Below are 18,502 nucleotides of genomic sequence, written 5' to 3'. Positions count from 1 at the left end.
TATGAAAAATATAGCATACATCCTAGGCTTTGCAATGTTTTTGCAAAGTTGTTCTTCAGACAAACCAAATAAGAAAATAGAGGGAAAAATTGAGCGTGAACAATTAGCCGTAACGACCAAAATTCCCGGTAAGATCCAACAAATCTTAGTGGAAGAAGGACAATTCGTCAAAAAAGGAGACACCTTGCTCATATTAGAACTGCCCGAGGTCGAAGCTAAAGCTGCACAAGCACAAGGAGCTTTGGAATCAGCTCAAGCCCAATACGAAATGGCGGTGAAAGGTGCTACTGATGGACAATTGAAACAGCTTCATGCTAAGGTAAACGGGTTAAAAGAGCAATACGAATATGCTGAAAAATCTTTAAACCGTATGCGTAATCTATTACAGGATTCTTTAGTTTCTCAGCAGAAATATGACGAAGTGTACGCGAAATATCAAGGCGCAAAAAATCAATATTTAGCCGCACAGGCTGAAGTCGCTGATGTCACAAATGGCGCTCGCATCGAACAGCAAAAAATGGCTTTGGGACAAAAAGAAAGAGCATTAGGCGCGGTATCTGAAGTAAATGTAGCGGCGAACGAAAAATATATTATCGCACCACAAGATATGTCTATTGAAACGATCAATCTAAAAGTTGGGGAATTGGCATTGGCGGGTTATAGTCTAGCTTCAGGATATATCGCGGATGAAACATACTTCCGGGTGACTATTCCAGAAAGCAAAGTCAAGGAATTCCAAAAAGGAGAGATCAAAACATTAGCTTTCCCGTATTTGGACAACAAGCAGCTTCAAGCAAAAGTAGAAACAATCAAAACACTTACCTCTTATGCAAATATTAGTACAGCATATCCTGACTTCGAGCAACAAGAGACTATGTTTGAAATCCGCTTGAAGCCTGTCAACGTAGCTGAGGCTAAAGATTTATTGACAAAAGCAACATTCATCGTAGTTGAAACAAAATAATAAGTCATGAAAAACTTTTTGAATCTGATTAAAAGAGAATTTCAGTTATTCTTTCAAAATAAAGTCTTAATGGTTTTGTTTCTAGGAGCCCCGATTATGTATGGTATCCTCGTTGGTTCAGTATATAAAAAAGGTACGGTAACCGATATTCCCATTATAGTAGTGGACGAAGACCAAACTCCACTTTCTCGTCAATTGATCGATATGTTTAATGAGAATGAGGTCATCTATGTCGCTTCGGTACTCAACGATAATTTTAATTCGCGCGAAACAGCTTTGAAAAAAGAAGCTACAGTGGTAGTAAATATTCCCAAAAACTTCGCTGCGGACATTAATTACAATCGTCCTACCGAGCTTACTATGTTTGTGAACACATCAAATACGGTAACTTCCAACTATGCCATGATGGCGGTGAACGTGTGTGCGGGCACATTGAAAGCCGGCATTCAGATCAAATCGCTTGAAAAGAAAGGCGTACCATCCTATGTAGCAGCACAACAGTACGAACCTTTTAAGACGACGATAATTAAACAGAACTTTAAGTCGGGCAACTACCTATATTTTATGCTTCCCGGTGTTCTATTGACCGTATTGCAACAGGTTATTATGCTTGGCTTAGCCTTGAGTTTTGCATCTGAATTTGAGAATGGAACGTTTAATGAATTAATAGCTAAGACCTCGAATGTTTTTCAACTTCTATTCGTTAAGCTAATACCGTTTCTGCTTATGTCGGTTTTAATATACGCATTGTATTATGGCTATTCCATTCTTTATCGTATGCCATTACATGTGGAAGGTTTTGCATTCTGGGGAACCTCGTTATTATTTCTTCTCGCAGTAGGCTTTATAGGCATATTGGTCAGCATTGCCATTCCAACCCAATTAAAAGCAACAGAGATATTAATGGTTATTGCTACTCCATCATTTATATTAAGTGGTTTTACCTGGCCATTGAGTCAGATGCCAGATTGGATTGTAGCCATAGCGAAATGTATACCTTTAACTCATTATTTGCAGATTTTCAGAACGCTTGTCGTTGAAAAAGGAACTGTAGACATGGTCAGCGGACCAATCTGGGGGTTGGTCATTATTACTGTAGTGACATTTCTTTTCAGTGTGATACTTTTGCAATGGAAAATTAATAAGGCTAAGAAAGCCGCTGTTTTAACTAAATAGAAAATTCAAACAGTGGATATGTCCAATTATCCAGTGAGCGATTAAATCACTGTTTTGTAAGGCAACTGCTGTTTTTACTTCTACTATATAAATAAGTTATAAAATAAATAATTATCTTTAGATACTTGTTTACCTATGCAATGAACTTACAGCAAACGATTTTAACAGCGTTTTTGCTTTTCCTTACATCGTTTTGTTTTGGAAATCAAGCGTCAGATGATCTGAAACGCTATTCGGATTCTGTGATTAATCTGATAGCTAAGGAGAAAGACTATCAGAAGGTTCGAGTATATATTACGGATCTACTCAACAAAAATTACGTTACAAATACTCCATTTGTTGTTAAATATATTGAAGAAAATATATTAGACAAGCCGCAACATATGCGGGATACGATATTCTACGCCAACACTTTGAATACGTATGCTATATCGTTTTTTGATACGGATATTTTAGTACATGACAAAAAACATAACCACCTAATTATCAGATGATTATTTCATAATAAATTTGTTTAAAAGACTGATATTCAGTATATTAAGGTATTATTTCCAACGTAATGCTCTTAAACACGAATACCAGTCAGTGCGATAAATATACGGATTTATTAACCGTATTTACAGCCCATCTAAGCAAGGATCTCAATCTTTCCAGCATCCGCCTGGTCTGTCTTTTTATAACTGCTCTATGCAAAGTTAAGTCAGTAAACTATTCCAAATTGTCTGCAGGATTTGATTCTCCATCCGCTGCCAGCAGTTGTTTTAGGAGAATCCCGCGCTTCATGGCGCAAGTGGATCTGCCAATGCGACTTATCAGTACACTTATATTCAATCTTTTACAAACAACAGTCCCGTTATTTTAGTCATGGATAGGACAAACTGGAAATTTGGACAGCAAAACATCAATATACTCATGTTGGGTATCAGTTATAAGTCTGTTGCCATTCCAATCATGTTTAAGATGCTGGACAAGCGAGGGAACTCTAATTCACAGGAACGAATTACATTGGTCCAGAATTTCATCGATTGGTTTGGACTGGATTCCATCGACTGTATATTAGCTGATCGTGAATTTATCGGAGAGAAATGGTTAAGATTCTTAAATGAACATAGCATCCAGTATCATATCAGGATCCGGAATAACTTTAAGGTGTTCTTGGCTAGAAAACAAAAAGAAATAACGGTATGTCACTTGTTTAACAACCTTAATAGCAGGGAATTCAGACATTACCAGCATATTGTAGAAATGCACGGTCAATTATGTTAGCTATCAGCTACTAAAACTGTTATCGATGGAAAAGTTGAATTTTTAATACTGGTATCATTCTATGAACCACAGAAGGCACTGGAATATTATAGGCGGCGCTGGAATATCGAGACACTATTCAAATTTATGAAATCTAGCGGGTTCAATATAGAAGATACCCATGTCACTGACTTGGACCGCCTTGAAAAATTGTTCATGCTTACGATGATAGCATGCCTGTGGTGCTACAAAGTTGGAGAATATATTCATACCCAGATTCGACCCATTAAAATCAAGAAACATCAAAGAAAAGCCGTGTCAATAATCAAATATGGCCTTGATTATATCACAGAATGTTTATTGTCAGGATTCAACAAGTTAAACATCAGTTTATTACAATTTTTGTCATGTACATAGTACGGATATACATAAAAGCATTGCTTTAGCGCAAAAGGGCATAGATTATATTGGCAATAGCAGTACGGCAGCGGTATTGGAGAAGTTAGCACTCTTGCATACTAATCTAGCAAATGCAAGAGGCGAGTTAGGGCACTATTTTACACGACTGAAGCTTTTTGCTGATATTCATCCTATCATTCTCAAAACCAATAATCCCATTATCATTCGGAATTACAATTTCAAGCTAGGAGGTTTGTATTACCAACTAAATGATTTGGATAAGGCTTTAACGCATCTTTATAAGGGCATATTTATTTCCGACGACTTTAATTGGCACTCCAATTTTGATGGTATTACAGAAACCTTGATTACCTCGACTTATGCTAAGCAAAATAAGGTTGATAGTGTGCGTAAATACATTTTATTGGCTGATAAAATCAAGAGAGATGAAGTTCCTATACCCTATAACGCGCGTATAAAAAGCTTGATGGCACTCTCATTAGCTTATGAAGGGAATTTTGAAGAAGGAAGAAAGTTGTTGGATGAAGCTTATAAGGTTGCTCCCGAGGGCAAAGATTCTTCCGAAATGATGTACAGTGAATTCATCCGAAGGAAGATTTTTGCAAAGGCAAGACAATATGGTAAAGCAATAGCTGCCTACATTCACGTATTGGATGATTACAGCGAGAAGGATTTAGAGTCCTACATTACGTTTGTACTTTTGGATCTGATTGACGCATACCGAGCGACGGATCAAGACCAAAAAGCATTCGCGGCATATGAAAGATTATTGGATCAGCTGAAATTACAAAAGATTGGTAATCAACAACTTTATATTGAGGAGCTAAACTACAATATGCGGTTTAATGAAAATTTGGCCGAACTTGAAAAACTTAAAAGCAGCAATGAGAAGGCACTGCTTACACGTTCTAAGAACAACATGCTCATTGCAGCCTTAGCTGTTTTTCTAGATGTACTCATCGTCGTTTTATTCTTATTAGTCAAAGCCAAAAATCGTAATAAAATATTAGCCAAAAAAGAATACGACCTACTTGAAGCTAGTCTGGAAGAAGAAAAACAGAGCCGTATTATATATGAAATGAAGTTGCTCAAAATCATCGAAGACCGCGAAAGGAATCGTATAGCCACGGATCTGCACGATAGTCTTGGAGGATTATTATCTTCTATCAAAATCGCCTTATATGATTTCCAGGAATCAGCTCCTCTTTCGGAAAACGAGATGAATCACCTAAGTCGGATCCTACATTATGTAGACGATACAAAACAAGAACTGAATCGTATAGTCTATAACTTGACACCATTAATCGTCGAAAAATTTGGCTTACTGGAAGCCATCAAACAATATTGCAAAAAGATTCAAACAGATAAATTTAGAATTGACTTGCAGTTGATTAAGGTCCCCAGCCAAATCGTGGTGGAAGATGAAATTACATTTTACCGTATTATCCAAGAAGTACTTCACAATATTGTAAAGCATGCCAACGCTACTCATGTATTGCTGCAGATTCAGACGGATAAATCGGGAATGGTGGCCCTCAGCATAGAAGATAACGGTGATGGAATGAACCTAGAAACTGCAAGGCTAAAGGGAGGATTGGGTTTAAAGAGTATCTATTCTAGGGTTCAGAATCTAAATGGTAAAATCAGCGTGGAATCCAATAAAAATGAAGGCACATCCATCTATATCACCTGTTATCCACGTATGATCCAAGAATCAGACAATAACGTAAAGCCTTCACTACTGAAGTGAAGGCTATTTACCGTTAATTAATCGTTATTTGGCTTCCTTTTTCGAGGTCTTTTATAACCGTAATGGAGCGGGGCATTCGTTCTTTCAGCTCTTCTACATGGGAGATAATACCCACCACACGATTTTCCTGATGTAAATATTGTAAGGTGTCAAACACGGTATTGATACTTTCTGTATCCTGCGTGCCGAAGCCTTCATCAATGAAAAAGAAGTTTTTGTCCGCTTTATTTAAGGCTTGAATATTTTCTGCTAAGGCAAGGGCCAAACATAATGAAGCCTGAAAGGCTTGTCCACCTGACAAAGTCTTTGCAGAACGTCTCCGGCCATCATTGAGGTAGTCAATGACTTCAAATTCATTCGTCTCATTGATTACTAAGCTAAGATGATTCTTTGTCAAGCGGTGAAAACGTTGATTCGCTATTTCGCATAAGCGCTGCAAGTGTATGCTGGATACATAATTCACAAATCCATTACCCTTGAACATATTAAAGAGTACATCCAGATTTTTTTTGCGTGAATCCAATCGCTGGTATTCTTGCAGCAATTCTTGTTTTTTAGCAAGTTCGATCGTCAACCGTTCTAAGTCATCTTTGAGCGCGCCATAGATTTCTATTTGAAGCTCCAGCTCTTCTTTTTTGAGAACGAGCAGGTCAGAAAGTTCCTCATAGCGCTCATCCGAATACTTATCCGCTTCTACCAATTTTTGTAACTCTTGAATACGGTTTTGCAAGCTATTGTACGAAATATAAAAATCTTGGATAATCTTGCGCGATTCCGAGATATTGATGTTTTTTTCCAACACAGCCTTTACAGTTGCTATATCTGGATAATTGAATTGTAGCAGTAGCTTGTGCAGCAGATTTTGGGTTTCTTGCAATTTGCTGGTGTACTGGGCGTGCTGCTCCTGAGCTTCCGTATAGGTACCTTTTATCTGTGCATATTGCGTTCTGTAGGTCAGTAGTTTTTTGCTATAATCTTCATACGAACGCGAAATCGTTTGTACCGCCGTCGTTGTTTCTTCTATACGAAGTTCAAGAGTTTGCCGATCTTGTGCGACAAAGTCATTGGCGTCAATTACCTGAAGCTGCTGCAGATTTTGTGTAATATTGGCTGCCAAGCCCGCAATTTCATTCTGCAGATCATTCAGTACACTTTCTGATTTGTGAATCGTATCTTGTGTTTTCTGCAACTGATCTCGATTTACTTTGAGCTCATTTTCCTTTTGCGCTAATTGCTCTTCAATCGCAAAAACCTCTTTCTTTTTAGTATCAAAAATAGTACGATTAGCCTTATCAAATTCTTCCCACACAAAAGTGGTATAATGCGCTTCCTGCTGATTCTGAATGGATGCAACAGTTTCACCGTACTTTACAATATCCGCTTGTTTGTCCAATATCATACGGCAGTAAAGGGTTAAATCTGTTTTGTGCTTGTCTAACTTTTCTTTCTGCTGCTTTAAAGTGATTTTTTCTAATTCCAATGCGGCAAATTCATCCTCTAAATCATGGATTTGCATAGGAGAGGGGTGTGCGGCGGAGCCGCACAACGGGCAAGGTTCGCCATCATGCAGATTGTGGATGTAGTGTGACAGCTCTTGCTTTAACCTCAAATCTCCTTCCTTCTGCCTTAGCTGCGTTTCTTGATCAGTAATATTTTGCAAATCTTGCGCAAGCGATTGTTCCCAACTCGATTCATCATAACCCAAGGCGATGAATTTACTTTTCAATTCTGCGATTTGCGCCTGAATCGATGATATACGCGATTGCTCTTCTTCAAAATCTTTCGCAAGTTGTTCATTTTTTTGATACCAGGTATCAATTGCCATGAGATCTGCCGAATTGATCTTGGAAAGCTTGATATTTTCGATCTCTTGCTCTTGTTGTTCTATCGTAGTCCACAAGTTCTGTTGCAACTTTTTCTGCTCAGACAAATAGTCAAGGCCTTTCTTGATGCGCGCCTCTTTTTCTTGCTTGGCTTGAGAAGCTTCCACATTGATGATTAATCGTCTAAGGTCCTGAATCTCTGCTTTGAGGTTATCCAGATTTTCATATTGTGGGATAATCTGCTCTAAAGCTTGTTCCACAGCAACGAGTGAAGATTTTGTTGCGTCTTTGGATTCTTTCAGGTTTTCGATTTTTGCTAATAAGGCATTTTTGCTGCTCGTAGTTTGAGACAGTATATTTAGATTTTCTTTGAAATTGTTTGATACCAATTCATATTCACGGACCTCCGTTTCGATTTTTTCTATTGATGTTTTCTTGCCTTCCAGTTCAGCTAGCTCACCCTGTTTAGCCAGCAAATCCAATCGGTTTTGTTTTGCCGTCTGTAAGGTGTTGAATTGTATCTCCAGGTGTTCAACTTCTTTTTTATGCTGCACTAGATTGGCTTCCAGAGTCTTATAATGTTGATTTTTCTGGTTTATTATTTCTTCATTTACCTCTTCATAACCACTCAGTGCACCTTTAAGGTGCTCGATTTGCTTATTTGCGTCAGCTAATAAAGAACCAACCTTGGGACCTAGATCATATTGATTTAAGAAAAATATTTCTTTCATCATTTCTGATCGCTCTTTGCCTTTGAGTTCTAGAAATTCTTTGAATTGTCCTTGTGGAATTATTATGGTTCTCCTAAAATTGGCGTAAGAAAGATTCGTAACCGCAGCACCATCATTCGATGTAAGAGGCACCCATTTGCCATCGATCCACTCATAGGCATCACGCATATTATCGGCAATATCATTGAAATTCTTACGACGACGCCATTGCGCCACGAAGCGAAATTTGCGGCCTTCGAAATTTAGAAAGTGAAAATCAATAAGAACATTATTCGACTTCAAATTCATCATATTATAGGCACGCTTTTCTTTGCTGTTCAAGCGTTCGGTCTCTCCGTACAATGCATAACTGATGGCCTCCAGCACAGAGGACTTGCCGGAACCTACTGTGCCAAAAATGCCAAAAAGACCAGCTTCGGTCAATTTAGTAAAATCAATCTCCTGCTTTTGCTGGTAGGAGTACAATCCCTCAATACTTAGATATAATGGTAACATATTTATTCCTCCAAATCTTTTGAATAGGTTAACACTTCCTTGAACAAGGTTTTGATCTCTTCATTGGGAGATTGCCCATGCCGATAGACAAAATAATCTTCAAACAAGCTATGGATATCCTGTTCCAGACGAATTACCTCTGCAGAGTTGTCCGCGGTATGATTTCTTAAATTCTTTACCACCGGAATAATATGAATGATTCCATCATGTGCTTCGTGGATCCTTTTTAGGTCGGCTGAGGACATGAAAGTATCACTAATCATGGTAAGCTCCACCAAAGCATACGGATTGTCACACAACCACTCGACAGCGGCATCGACATCATCAAATGTCTTGCGTAATAGCGGTCTGCCACTATGTAAGGTAATCGGGTGTATCTGTGGTTTTTCTTTTGGTGTTACATCAATTATCACTACTTTCTTTTGTTGTCCTGCTTCGGAAAAAGAGTAGCAAAGCGGTGAACTCGAATACACCACCGGGCTAGTATGTCCAGCGATAAACTGGTAGCGATGTAAATGACCCAATGCAGTGTATTGTATTTGAGGCGGAATAGCATCCGAATACACGATATCAGCATTTCCAATTTTTATCGGTTTCTCGCCTTCAGGTTCTTCCAATATTTCTCCACCACGCTGCAACATGTATAAGTGGGCAGTCAGTATATTTACCCCATTGGAGTCACAATATTGATCGGCTAACTCTTGCCAGCTGCTACGCAACACCTCATTGAGCTGCTCACCCTTATTTTCGGTTCCCAAAAATTGTTTTAGGCGCAATTCATTGGCATAGGCGGTAGAAAGTATGCGTATAGGGTAGGGAACATGGGTTAACTGGATTTCAAGAAAGCCTTTGTCCGATTTGGTAATTTGGAAATGACCTTCCATCGTAAAAGGTTTGACCTCTGCATGCGGATAGCCCATGAATAAGATGCCACAAGCTCTTGCTAATGGGTCCGCGGAATCCACCCGATCGGGAGAATCGTGATTTCCAGCAATGGCTATGACTGGTCTACGACCGTTATTAGTTAATTTTTTGAGCGTTTGATAGAGTAATTCTGTTGCTTCTACCGACGGGTTGAAGGCATCAAACAAATCGCCAGCCACGACAACCAAATCCACGTTTTGTTCATCGGCTATAGCACAAATTTCTTGCAGTACTTCTTTTTGTTCGTCAAGACGACTTATATGATCGAGCTTCTTGCCAAGGTGCCAATCCGCTGTATGTAGTATTTTCATTTATCACCTCATAATTTTGTGAAGTGATAAAAATACAGATTTTTGACGAGCAGCGTGCGCATCGTTGAAAAGTAGTTGTTCTGCACACGCCTATGTCTTCATGCCGACTACTCTGCGAGAGTTATCGTTTTTGGTTTAGATTGTTCGTTATGACAGGTTACGCAGGAGATATTTTTCACTACGCCTTCATTTTCGCTCTTGAAATATTTCTTGTTAATTTTCTTCGTCATTTTAATCATACCACGCGCAATATTTTTTTTCGGATTGGCGTCACTGGAGAAGTCCAGTCCTTTCTCGCCATTTGTATTTGGTGCATGACAATAACCACATTTAACACCTAAAGCTGCATTAAAGCCACGCATGACTTTAGTCAGTTCCTCTTCAGAAATACTTTTAGGCAGTACTTTGAGGTTTTTAGGCCTATTTTCTTGTTGCGCCGGTTGTAGTGTGAAAGCACTTATAGTGACCACTAAGCTCATAATGCCGGCAAAAAAAGTAAGTTTTTTAAAGTTTTTCATAATTCATGTATATGGAAACTCTATATTACACAAAAAACTTAAACCGTCATATAAAAGTCAGCAAAAGTTTTTCCTTACTATAATTTTTGTAGTTTTGCGACTTAATTATTTATAAACTCATTATGCGTTTTGTATATTTAGTAATAATAATATTAGCAGCCTTCTTCGATTTACACGCGGAAACATTTCCTATTCGCAATAAAACCACATATAATTTCTTAATTCATGTGCCAGATAATGTTACTGAAACGGAAAAACTTCCCGTTATTGTGTTTTTACATGGACGAAGTCTATCGGGCACGAATTTGGAAAGAGTCAAAAGATACGGGGTATTATACGCCAAAAATAAAGGTCATCAATTGCCCAAAGCTCTTATTGTGGCGCCGCAGACCAATAAAGGCTGGAGTCCTGACCATGTGATGGAAGTGGTAGATTATGTGCTGGAGAATTATAATGCGGATGCCTCACGCGTATATGTATGTGGCATGAGTATGGGTGGTTATGGTACGCTTCATGTCGCAGGAAAATATCCCGACCGTATTGCAGCCGCTGTTGCTATATGCGGAGGGGGCAATGTCAAAGACGCTTGCAATCTCACCCAGGTACCGCTATGGATACAACACGGTAGTGCCGATCGCGCAGTGCCGGCTTCTGAATCTAAAAAAATATATAATGCTATTATGAAATGCAATAATCAGGCGGATGCTAAACTGACTATCATCAAAGGTGGTACGCACGGGAGCGTCGAAAGATTATTTCATCAAGATGCGATATACGATTGGATGATGCAACATTCCAAAATCCAATAAAGAAAGGCTTACTCGACGTAAGCCTTTCTTGTAAATTAGTTTTGAATTGGAGTGACGGTATAACCTTTGTCGCGTAAAAGTTTGATTAAACCGGTCTCACCACCTAAGTGGCCCGAACCTACAGCTATAAAAGTTTTGGTATTTGCTATTTTTGATGGTATAGCTTCCACCCAACGAAGATTTCTCTGCGTCAACATCATATCGCGTACCTCTGGAGTCATCCATTTGGGATCGTTCATGATTTTATCGAGTTCGGAGAGATTCTCTGTTTTATACGCATGCACCATTTCTTGTGTGCTAGCTGATGCTTCGTTGTACATGTTCAAATATGCATAGAAATACTCTGGCGTAGCAATTTTACGCATCATGTCCATTTGAAATTCTAATGTTTCCAAATCTGATATTTTCTTCTCTTGTGCCAATGTAAAGAGTTCTACTTCCATGGATTTCACATTCATGATATCTGGACAGTTGAAGGATTTGAGGGATAGCAAACTCATGACCATGGACGGACTAAACATATCAAACATTTGAATAGACATCGCGTTTGCAGCTAATACACTATCAATGACATGAATCTGATCAGCAGTCAATGAATTGAAAAACTCAGGTACTGGCGCCATCATGCTCTCTTGCATCTTGGTAGCATTCTCTGGATCAAACAAGTTTACTTCAAATATAACTTCATCTGCTGCTTCAATAGCGTTTTTTACTTTATCGAGCATGACAAAATCCTCTGGACACATCATGTGAATAGTACCAAACAGATACGAGTCTTGATTCAAATTATTTCCCGATATTTTCCAAAGTAAGGACTGTTCTTGGCCAAATGAATTTAAGGTCAGGAAACTGACGAAGACGAATAATGAGATTAGTTTTTTCATTTATTATTAAGGTTTTATTTTATTTAAGTTAAAAAAGAAAACCGGGAGTTTAGCTCCCGGTTTCTATATTTTACACAAAAAATTTCTTATTGCAAAGGAGCAGGTGCTTCCTCTTCGAATAATGGAAATTCTTTGATGATATTATACCAAGAAATAATTTTTTTGATATCGGAAGAATAAACTCTTGCCTCGTCATGTCCAGGAGCCACCTCACGGAAAAAACTACGTAATTCTTCGCCACTAGCTTTTGTGTTAGGTGTATTGCCACCGTTTGCTTTAATCTTTTCGAAAACATCCAATAGACGAATTTCTTCTTCCTCACCGTAGATTGTAATATCTTCCAATGTGGCCATCTTCGTCGTATTCAGGTTCACGATGGATTTGATCTTCGCGCTATCCAAAGTTTCAAGAATAAAGCCTCCTTTATTTTGACCAATTAATTTGAATAATCCTGGCTTTCCAGTTACGGATACTAATGCTCTTAAATTCATTCTGATAATACGATAAATTAGTCTTCAATAATTTCAATACTCAATATACGGTCGCCTTGACGAATATCATCAACAACATCTACATTCTCAACCACTTTACCAAAACAAGTATGGTTACGGTCAAGGTGTGCAGTATTGTTACGGCTGTGGCACACAAAAAATTGAGAACCACCAGTGTTTCTACCTGCATGCGCCATAGACAAAACGCCACGGTCATGGTATTGGTTTTCACCTGTCAATTCACAATCAATTTTATAACCAGGGCCTCCAGTACCAGGCATACCTGTAGCACCTTCACGTGTGTTAGGACATCCACCCTGAATTACGAAATCCGGGATAACACGGTGAAATGTCAAACCATCATAATAACCTTCTTTAGCCAATTTGATAAAGTTAGCTACTGTATTAGGAGCGTCTGCTGTATAAAATTGTACAGTCATGTCGCCTTTTTCTGTCTTGATAATTGCTTTACTCATTTCTAAATAAATTTTACGAGGTACAAATATAATATTTTTATCCTAAGATTAGATTTTCTAACACTTTGAACGGCGTTAATGTTTGTTAAGGAGACGAGAATTTCGTATTTTCAAAATAACCAAGTATAACTAACACACTGATTATTATGGGCAAGCTTGTCATTAGAGAATGGGCGGAATCCGATCGCCCGAGAGAAAAATTAATGGAACACGGCCGTAGGGCGTTAACAGATGCTGAGCTTTTGGCTATTCTAATAGGCTCCGGGTCCACCACCGAGACTGCAGTAGAGCTGTATAGGCGATTACTCAAGGACGTTAATAATAACCTCAGCGCTTTATCCAAAAAGGATGTAAGTGAACTGTGTACGTATAAGGGGATAGGGGAAGCTAAAGCAATTACGATTATTGCCGCATTGGAACTCGGCCGTCGTAAGAATGGCGAGTAAGAAAAGGAAATAGCCATTCTCAATAGTAGTAAGCGTGTATACGAATATTTCAGAGCTAATATACAAGATATACCACACGAAGAGTTTTAGGTTCTTTATCTCAATACGCGATGCAAAGTTGTAGATACGCAATTAATTGGTCGTGGAGGAAATGATTTTACGCCTGTAGATATGCGAATTATCCTTCGGTATGCGTTGCAATGTAAAGCGAATTCAATGATATTGATACACAATCATCCTTCGGCTACCTTACAACCTAGTCAAGCGGATAAAGTACTCACGACTAAGATTGCGGATGCCGCTAAGATTATGGATATCAAGGTGAATGATCACATTATATTTACGGATACGGCCTTTTATAGCTTTCGAGATGAGGGTTTAATATAATCTTATTGATTGTAATGTTGATAGATAACCCTGACCTTCTCTTGTTCTTGTCCACCTTGTTCGATGGCTTGCGCGCGCGCTTCTTCATTGGTTATTAGGCGTTCATTTTTGCGTGCTTTCCAAATATTCACCACACCAAAACGACCAATTTTAGTCTTGGGCAAGCCCAAAAGTTTGCATGAATATTCGCCCAATAGATAATGATTATAGTACAGGTGCACTTCCCGCATCATCATACGCATCAACTTGTTCTTAGGATATCCAGCCATTACGGGCTCTTCTTTCAGCGCATCAGCCAACGACTTGCTATCATCATCTCCTTCACGCTGTGTCATTGTCCACAGATAAAGTGCCTCAATAGCTTCATCTTCATCATCCGGAAGTAGTTCTAAAGGAATACCGAGTAAATAGCCTACATATTTCCAAAGATGAAATAGCCCATTCACTTCCTTGGCGGTAGGATTAATACCGATTTTGCGAAGACCTACCAAAAATACCAACGAAAATCCCAGATTGGTAGCGAGCATATCCCATATATTTATTGGAATGCCCCATTTTAAGCTGTCCCAATCCGTACGTTTCAGAATATTAATTCGAGAATAGGAGTGTATATTGCGTGTCAATATAATCTGTCGAAAACCTTCCGCATCGCGCTGAATACCATTCTCCTTGGTGATCTGAACCCAGAAATTAACCGTGTCTGTCAACCGCTTTACAGGACCTTTTTTGAGTGCTCCCGTGTAAATAAGAGGTTTGTTGATGGCTGCAGACTCATAGCCTCCCATCAGGCAATAGTCACGCAGTACTATGAGCGCAGATAGGTTGGCTCGTCGACATAGCTCGGCACCTAATTTTATTTTTTCAGGCTCAAGCCATTCGGGAGAAATATCAATTTGTGCGAAAAAATCATCCCATGATTGCTTTTCCGCTGTGGGAACAGTAATTCCCTTGAGGTAATTGGTAAGCGAATCATTGCCTGCCTTGAAGCCTATTCGGTCATGCAAATCCAGGACTAATTGATCGCCAACTCGATCCCAATCGTACAAATAATGTATTAACTTATCTGCTTGCTGTAAATCAGGAATATATCCGAGTTGCTGCAGCAATTCCTTACCGACGCCATCATTCCAATAATGCGCGAAAGATGATGTGTTGATTTTGTATCGATAGGGTATCTGCTGCATGATTTAGTTATTTAGTGCCCATTCAAAATATTCTGTCGTAGCGGTTAGTACAGTTTCCTGCACCGTGAAATCAAAATCCAAATAATCCGTAGCACAGGATTCTGTGTCTGAACAACAAAAACGTCTATCAATCGTAAAATTCAATCTGAATCTGCCTTTCTGAAGATGGCTATCCCAAGAAAAGTTTGCTATCCGATAAGTACTTACACTGGGGCCACCGTCAAGACTACTCAGTCGATCCAAAATATATTCTTGTAATCGGTTTTGATCTTCAGGAGCTATATGCTGAAGTAGCCCGTCGGAATTGTTCTCTAGACTTTCTGCCGAGATGTTGGGTATTTTAATTATTAACTTATTGCTGTCGCTCATATGCTATTACTTGTTCACAATGCTTCCAATCTGGTACATATTTCATTATCATCCGTCGGCTTTCCTCTTCATTTGTCCTTCTAAAGGTATTTATCGCCCATACTACGATGTAGGTAATCATCGCTGTGGATTGATTTATTAAATCCTTAGAAAACGTGATATGATACGTTGTATGACAAATAGAAAAATGATTTGTTTTTAATTTTCTCAGTTTTAAATCCGGAAGCAAGATATTTAAGTCTTCTTCAATTTTTGACATCTTATCGTTGAATAATTTTAAAAGCAAAAGCATTTTCAAGGCCTCTATTTGCTTGGCCGAAGAGACATATTCACTTGGGCAATACACTCTGTTATCTTGGAGATAGGGTTGTGCTCCACTGATGATTTTGACGGGTAGTCGTTTGTCAAAAATATCGATATACTTGTTGCTATCTAATTTATGAGCGTTCCAAGATATAATATCTTTGGAAAGATTTTTTTTTATGTAAAACAGTAAATTTTCTTGTGGCAAGAGCGCTGGCACTTCGAGGTGGATGACAGCATCTTCTACAGCAATGAGTTTGATGTGTTGAAGCCTTTCTTTAATATGAATAATACAGTCTTTATCTTCGAATTTTAAGTGCATTTACACAAAATAGTTACTTTATATTAATTTTTGAATTAATTATGTTTGCATAGCAAAACATAAAGATTATAAAGATGAAGAAAATTTTTGTTTTAACAGCTGCTTTATTTGCATCGAGTTTGTCGTTTGCACAGGAGTATAAGGCTATCAATAAAACACTCATGGATGAATCCGTGCGCCCGCAGGATGATTTCTACAATTATGTAAACGGTAATTGGATGAAAACCGCGAAAATTCCATCGGATAGAGCACGTTGGGGATCATTTGATGAATTGCGTGAGAACACGGATGTGGCTGTACTAGAGATTTTGAAGGCAGCATTAGAGGGTAATAATCCAGCAGGTTCGGATGGCCAAAAGATTGCAGATTTATACCGTTCGTATGTGAATTTCGACGCACGTAACAAAATGGGCTTGCAGCCTATTCAACAGCGTCTGAAGGACATTAATAACATTAAAAATTTAAAAGACTTAACCGCATATTTCTCTAAATACGGTCGTGAAGGAGGAAATCCATTCTATGGAGGATTCGTCAGCGCACACTTAAAGAATTCTAAAATCAACACCGTATACCTTGGTGGAGGTTCTTTGGGATTAGGACGTACCTATTACCAAAAAGATGATGAAGCCAACAGAAAAACGTTGGGTGATTACGCGGAATTCATTAATACCCTAAACGCGAAAGTAGATCCGAAAACAAAAGATCTAAAAGCTCAGAAAATCATTGCTTTTGAAAAAGCTATTGCAGCAAATTTGAAAACTGTTGAGGAGTCTCGCGATGCAGCTAAAAGATACAACCCTGTAGCTGTTAATGACTTAGGTAAAATGGTGAAAAATGTCGATGTAGCGGGATTTTTGAAAGAGGTAGGATTCAAAGCTGATACTGTAATCGTTGGCGAACTGAAATATTTTCAAAATTTAGATCAAATATTGAATGAGCAAAATATTCCTGTTGTCAAGGATTATTTAAAATTTCATTTAGTAAATGGTGCAACTTCTTACCTAACAGAAGAGCTAGACAAGCTTTCGTTTGATTTCTACGGTCGTAAATTGAGAGGTCAAGCTGAACAAAGAAGCCTAGACAAGCGCGGTTTGGAGTATGTGAATGGCAATATCGGTGAATTATTAGGTAAACTATATGTTGCTAAACATTTCCCAGAAGATGCCAAAGCAGCTTGTGAAGAGTTGGTACAATACTTAATCAAATCTTTTGACATGCACATCAAAAATTTAGAATGGATGTCGCCTGTGACAAAAGAAAAAGCATTGGACAAGCTTTCCAAATTCACTGTAAAAATCGGTTATCCTGATAAATGGAAAAATTACTCTACATTGCAAATCGGAACTTCCCTATACGACAATGTGATGAATATTTCCAAATGGAGATTCGAGCAGAATTTGGCAAAACAAGGTAAAGCAGTAGACAAAGAGGAGTGGGGAATGACTCCACAGACTGTGAATGCATACTATAGTCCGTTGAATAATGAGATTGTATTCCCAGCAGCGATTTTGCAAGCTCCATTCTACGATTATAGAGCCGATGCAGCAGTTAATTTCGGTGGTATTGGTGCCGTTATAGGTCACGAATTGTCACATGGTTTTGACGACTCAGGTTCTCAATACGATGGTGATGGAAATTTGAACAACTGGTGGACAGAAGAAGATAGAACTAAATTTGAATCTGCAGCTGATGCTTTGGTTGCTCAATTCGAGAAATACGAACCGGTACCAGGAGTATTTGTAAATGGACGTTTTACTTTAGGTGAGAATATCGGTGACTTAGGTGGTTCTTCTGTTGCTTTCGATGCATTGAAAATGTATTTGAATGACAAAGGAAATCCTGGATTAATTGATGGATTCACACCTGAGCAAAGATTCTTCTTGTCATGGGCGACGATCTGGCGTACAAAAACGACAGATGCGTTTGTGATCAATCAAGTAAAAACAGATCCACACTCACCTGCACAATACAGAGCTTTTGCGCCTATCATTAATTTAGATGCTTTCCACGAAGCTTTTGGTACGAAAGAAGGCGATAAGTTGTTCGTTCCTAAAAAGGATCGTATTTCAATCTGGTAATTTATCTACCTAACATATACATCAAAGGCGATCCTAGGATCGCCTTTTCTATTTCAAATTATCAATTTGCTGCTGCTCTTTAAGTTTGTCAACATTGTTTTTCTCGCCAAAATCATCAGTTTTGCGTTCAAATTCTTCTAAGATTTCTTTGATTGCATCTGCATTCTGCGCAGTTCTTGAATAAATATCGGGGATTTTATTTTCAATCAATTTATCGCCTAATTCGATATTATCGACTTCTATTTTACCAATCTTTTCCAAAACTGCTTGCTGACTATTTCTTACATCTTCCAATTCACGGGTAATCTTAGCCATCAATTCAAATTTCTTCAATTTATCCATAGTTTATTATATGTTAGTGATATTAGAAGAACATTTTGATGCTTAAATTGTTTT

19 protein-coding genes and 1 pseudogene are annotated in these 18,502 nt (G+C 38.4%); 10 read left to right on the top strand and 10 right to left on the bottom strand.

From position 1 onward, the window contains the following. Position 1: 1 nt before the first annotated feature. From EDC17_RS02285 to EDC17_RS02265, 6 genes are all read left to right on the top strand, one after another. Positions 2-964, top strand: a complete 963-nt coding sequence (locus tag EDC17_RS02285; protein ID WP_132776483.1) for an HlyD family secretion protein — start codon at positions 2-4, stop codon at positions 962-964. Between the two features lie 6 nt (positions 965-970). Then, the gene (locus EDC17_RS02280; protein WP_132776482.1) at positions 971-2,140 is read left to right on the top strand and encodes an ABC transporter permease; all 1,170 of its coding nucleotides are present in this window, start codon (positions 971-973) and stop codon (positions 2,138-2,140) included. A gap of 140 nt (positions 2,141-2,280) precedes the next feature. Further along, complete coding sequence (locus EDC17_RS02275; RefSeq protein WP_132776480.1) at positions 2,281-2,634, top strand: hypothetical protein; 354 nt, start codon at positions 2,281-2,283, stop codon at positions 2,632-2,634. 370 nt (positions 2,635-3,004) lie between these two features. Continuing rightward, on the top strand, positions 3,005-3,406 hold the full coding sequence (locus tag EDC17_RS16980; RefSeq protein ID WP_207895627.1) for a transposase: 402 nt from the start codon (positions 3,005-3,007) through the stop codon (positions 3,404-3,406). Positions 3,407-3,427: 21 nt separating this feature from the next. Beyond that, positions 3,428-3,802 carry a transposase gene (locus tag EDC17_RS17535; protein ID WP_207895633.1) on the top strand — a complete coding sequence of 125 codons (375 nt, stop codon included), beginning with the start codon at positions 3,428-3,430 and terminating at the stop codon, positions 3,800-3,802. 76 nt (positions 3,803-3,878) lie between these two features. Beyond that, entirely contained in the window at positions 3,879-5,555 is a 1,677-nt protein-coding gene (locus EDC17_RS02265) for a tetratricopeptide repeat-containing sensor histidine kinase (RefSeq protein WP_132776478.1), read from the top strand. Positions 5,556-5,568: 13 nt separating this feature from the next. On the opposite strand, the gene EDC17_RS02260 is transcribed toward EDC17_RS02265, so the two are convergent. The 3 genes from EDC17_RS02260 to EDC17_RS02250 form a co-directional block, all read right to left on the bottom strand. Further along, the gene (locus tag EDC17_RS02260; protein ID WP_132776476.1) at positions 5,569-8,604 is read right to left on the bottom strand and encodes an SbcC/MukB-like Walker B domain-containing protein; all 3,036 of its coding nucleotides are present in this window, start codon (positions 8,602-8,604) and stop codon (positions 5,569-5,571) included. Positions 8,605-8,606: 2 nt separating this feature from the next. Continuing rightward, positions 8,607-9,839 (bottom strand): metallophosphoesterase family protein, encoded by a 1,233-nt coding sequence (locus tag EDC17_RS02255; RefSeq protein ID WP_132776475.1) that lies wholly within the window; start codon positions 9,837-9,839, stop codon positions 8,607-8,609. A gap of 107 nt (positions 9,840-9,946) precedes the next feature. Further along, positions 9,947-10,357: a c-type cytochrome gene (locus tag EDC17_RS02250; RefSeq protein WP_132776473.1), complete on the bottom strand. Its 411-nt coding sequence runs from the start codon at positions 10,355-10,357 to the stop codon at positions 9,947-9,949. A 122-nt stretch (positions 10,358-10,479) separates the two neighbouring features. On the opposite strand from EDC17_RS02250, the gene EDC17_RS02245 reads away from it, so the two are divergent. Further along, entirely contained in the window at positions 10,480-11,166 is a 687-nt protein-coding gene (locus tag EDC17_RS02245; RefSeq protein WP_132776471.1) for a carboxylesterase family protein, read from the top strand. Positions 11,167-11,201: 35 nt separating this feature from the next. On the opposite strand, the gene EDC17_RS02240 is transcribed toward EDC17_RS02245, so the two are convergent. The 3 genes from EDC17_RS02240 to EDC17_RS02230 all read right to left on the bottom strand — a co-directional run bounded on the left by EDC17_RS02240 (position 11,202) and on the right by EDC17_RS02230 (position 13,017). Beyond that, complete coding sequence (locus tag EDC17_RS02240) at positions 11,202-12,050, bottom strand: TraB/GumN family protein (protein WP_132776469.1); 849 nt, start codon at positions 12,048-12,050, stop codon at positions 11,202-11,204. Between the two features lie 86 nt (positions 12,051-12,136). Then, positions 12,137-12,541 carry a DUF5606 family protein gene (locus EDC17_RS02235; protein ID WP_132776467.1) on the bottom strand — a complete coding sequence of 135 codons (405 nt, stop codon included), beginning with the start codon at positions 12,539-12,541 and terminating at the stop codon, positions 12,137-12,139. 17 nt (positions 12,542-12,558) lie between these two features. After that, the gene (locus EDC17_RS02230; protein ID WP_132776465.1) at positions 12,559-13,017 is read right to left on the bottom strand and encodes a peptidylprolyl isomerase; all 459 of its coding nucleotides are present in this window, start codon (positions 13,015-13,017) and stop codon (positions 12,559-12,561) included. A gap of 146 nt (positions 13,018-13,163) precedes the next feature. On the opposite strand from EDC17_RS02230, the gene EDC17_RS17465 reads away from it, so the two are divergent. Together EDC17_RS17465 and EDC17_RS17460 are read left to right on the top strand one after the other, a co-directional pair. Further along, positions 13,164-13,463 carry a UPF0758 domain-containing protein gene (locus EDC17_RS17465; protein ID WP_317126026.1) on the top strand — a complete coding sequence of 100 codons (300 nt, stop codon included), beginning with the start codon at positions 13,164-13,166 and terminating at the stop codon, positions 13,461-13,463. A 102-nt stretch (positions 13,464-13,565) separates the two neighbouring features. Continuing rightward, positions 13,566-13,850: pseudogene (locus EDC17_RS17460) on the top strand (JAB domain-containing protein); the annotation flags it as partial. A gap of 2 nt (positions 13,851-13,852) precedes the next feature. Here EDC17_RS17460 and EDC17_RS02220 read toward each other — a convergent pair. From EDC17_RS02220 to EDC17_RS02210, 3 genes are read right to left on the bottom strand one after another with little or no spacing between them, the layout of a single operon-like run. Beyond that, a complete protein-coding gene (locus tag EDC17_RS02220) occupies positions 13,853-15,034 on the bottom strand; it encodes an oxygenase MpaB family protein (protein WP_132776463.1) in 1,182 nt (393 codons plus the stop codon). Between the two features lie 3 nt (positions 15,035-15,037). Beyond that, the gene (locus EDC17_RS02215; protein ID WP_132776461.1) at positions 15,038-15,403 is read right to left on the bottom strand and encodes a hypothetical protein; all 366 of its coding nucleotides are present in this window, start codon (positions 15,401-15,403) and stop codon (positions 15,038-15,040) included. Next, on the bottom strand, positions 15,387-16,028 hold the full coding sequence (locus EDC17_RS02210; protein ID WP_132776459.1) for a YgjP-like metallopeptidase domain-containing protein: 642 nt from the start codon (positions 16,026-16,028) through the stop codon (positions 15,387-15,389). The genes EDC17_RS02215 and EDC17_RS02210 overlap by 17 nt, the downstream gene beginning before the upstream one ends. Positions 16,029-16,102: 74 nt before the next feature. Here EDC17_RS02210 and EDC17_RS02205 point away from each other — a divergent pair, with 74 nt between their 5' ends. After that, positions 16,103-18,106: a M13 family metallopeptidase gene (locus EDC17_RS02205; protein ID WP_132776457.1), complete on the top strand. Its 2,004-nt coding sequence runs from the start codon at positions 16,103-16,105 to the stop codon at positions 18,104-18,106. A gap of 48 nt (positions 18,107-18,154) precedes the next feature. On the opposite strand, the gene EDC17_RS02200 is transcribed toward EDC17_RS02205, so the two are convergent. Continuing rightward, positions 18,155-18,448, bottom strand: coding sequence for a hypothetical protein (locus EDC17_RS02200; protein WP_132776455.1), 294 nt, complete (start codon positions 18,446-18,448; stop codon positions 18,155-18,157). Between the last annotated feature and the right edge of the window lie 54 nt (positions 18,449-18,502).

Source organism: Sphingobacterium alimentarium (genome assembly GCF_004342685.1).
Taxonomy (GTDB): domain Bacteria; phylum Bacteroidota; class Bacteroidia; order Sphingobacteriales; family Sphingobacteriaceae; genus Sphingobacterium; species Sphingobacterium alimentarium.
This window is presented reverse-complemented; position numbering and strand designations above follow the sequence as displayed.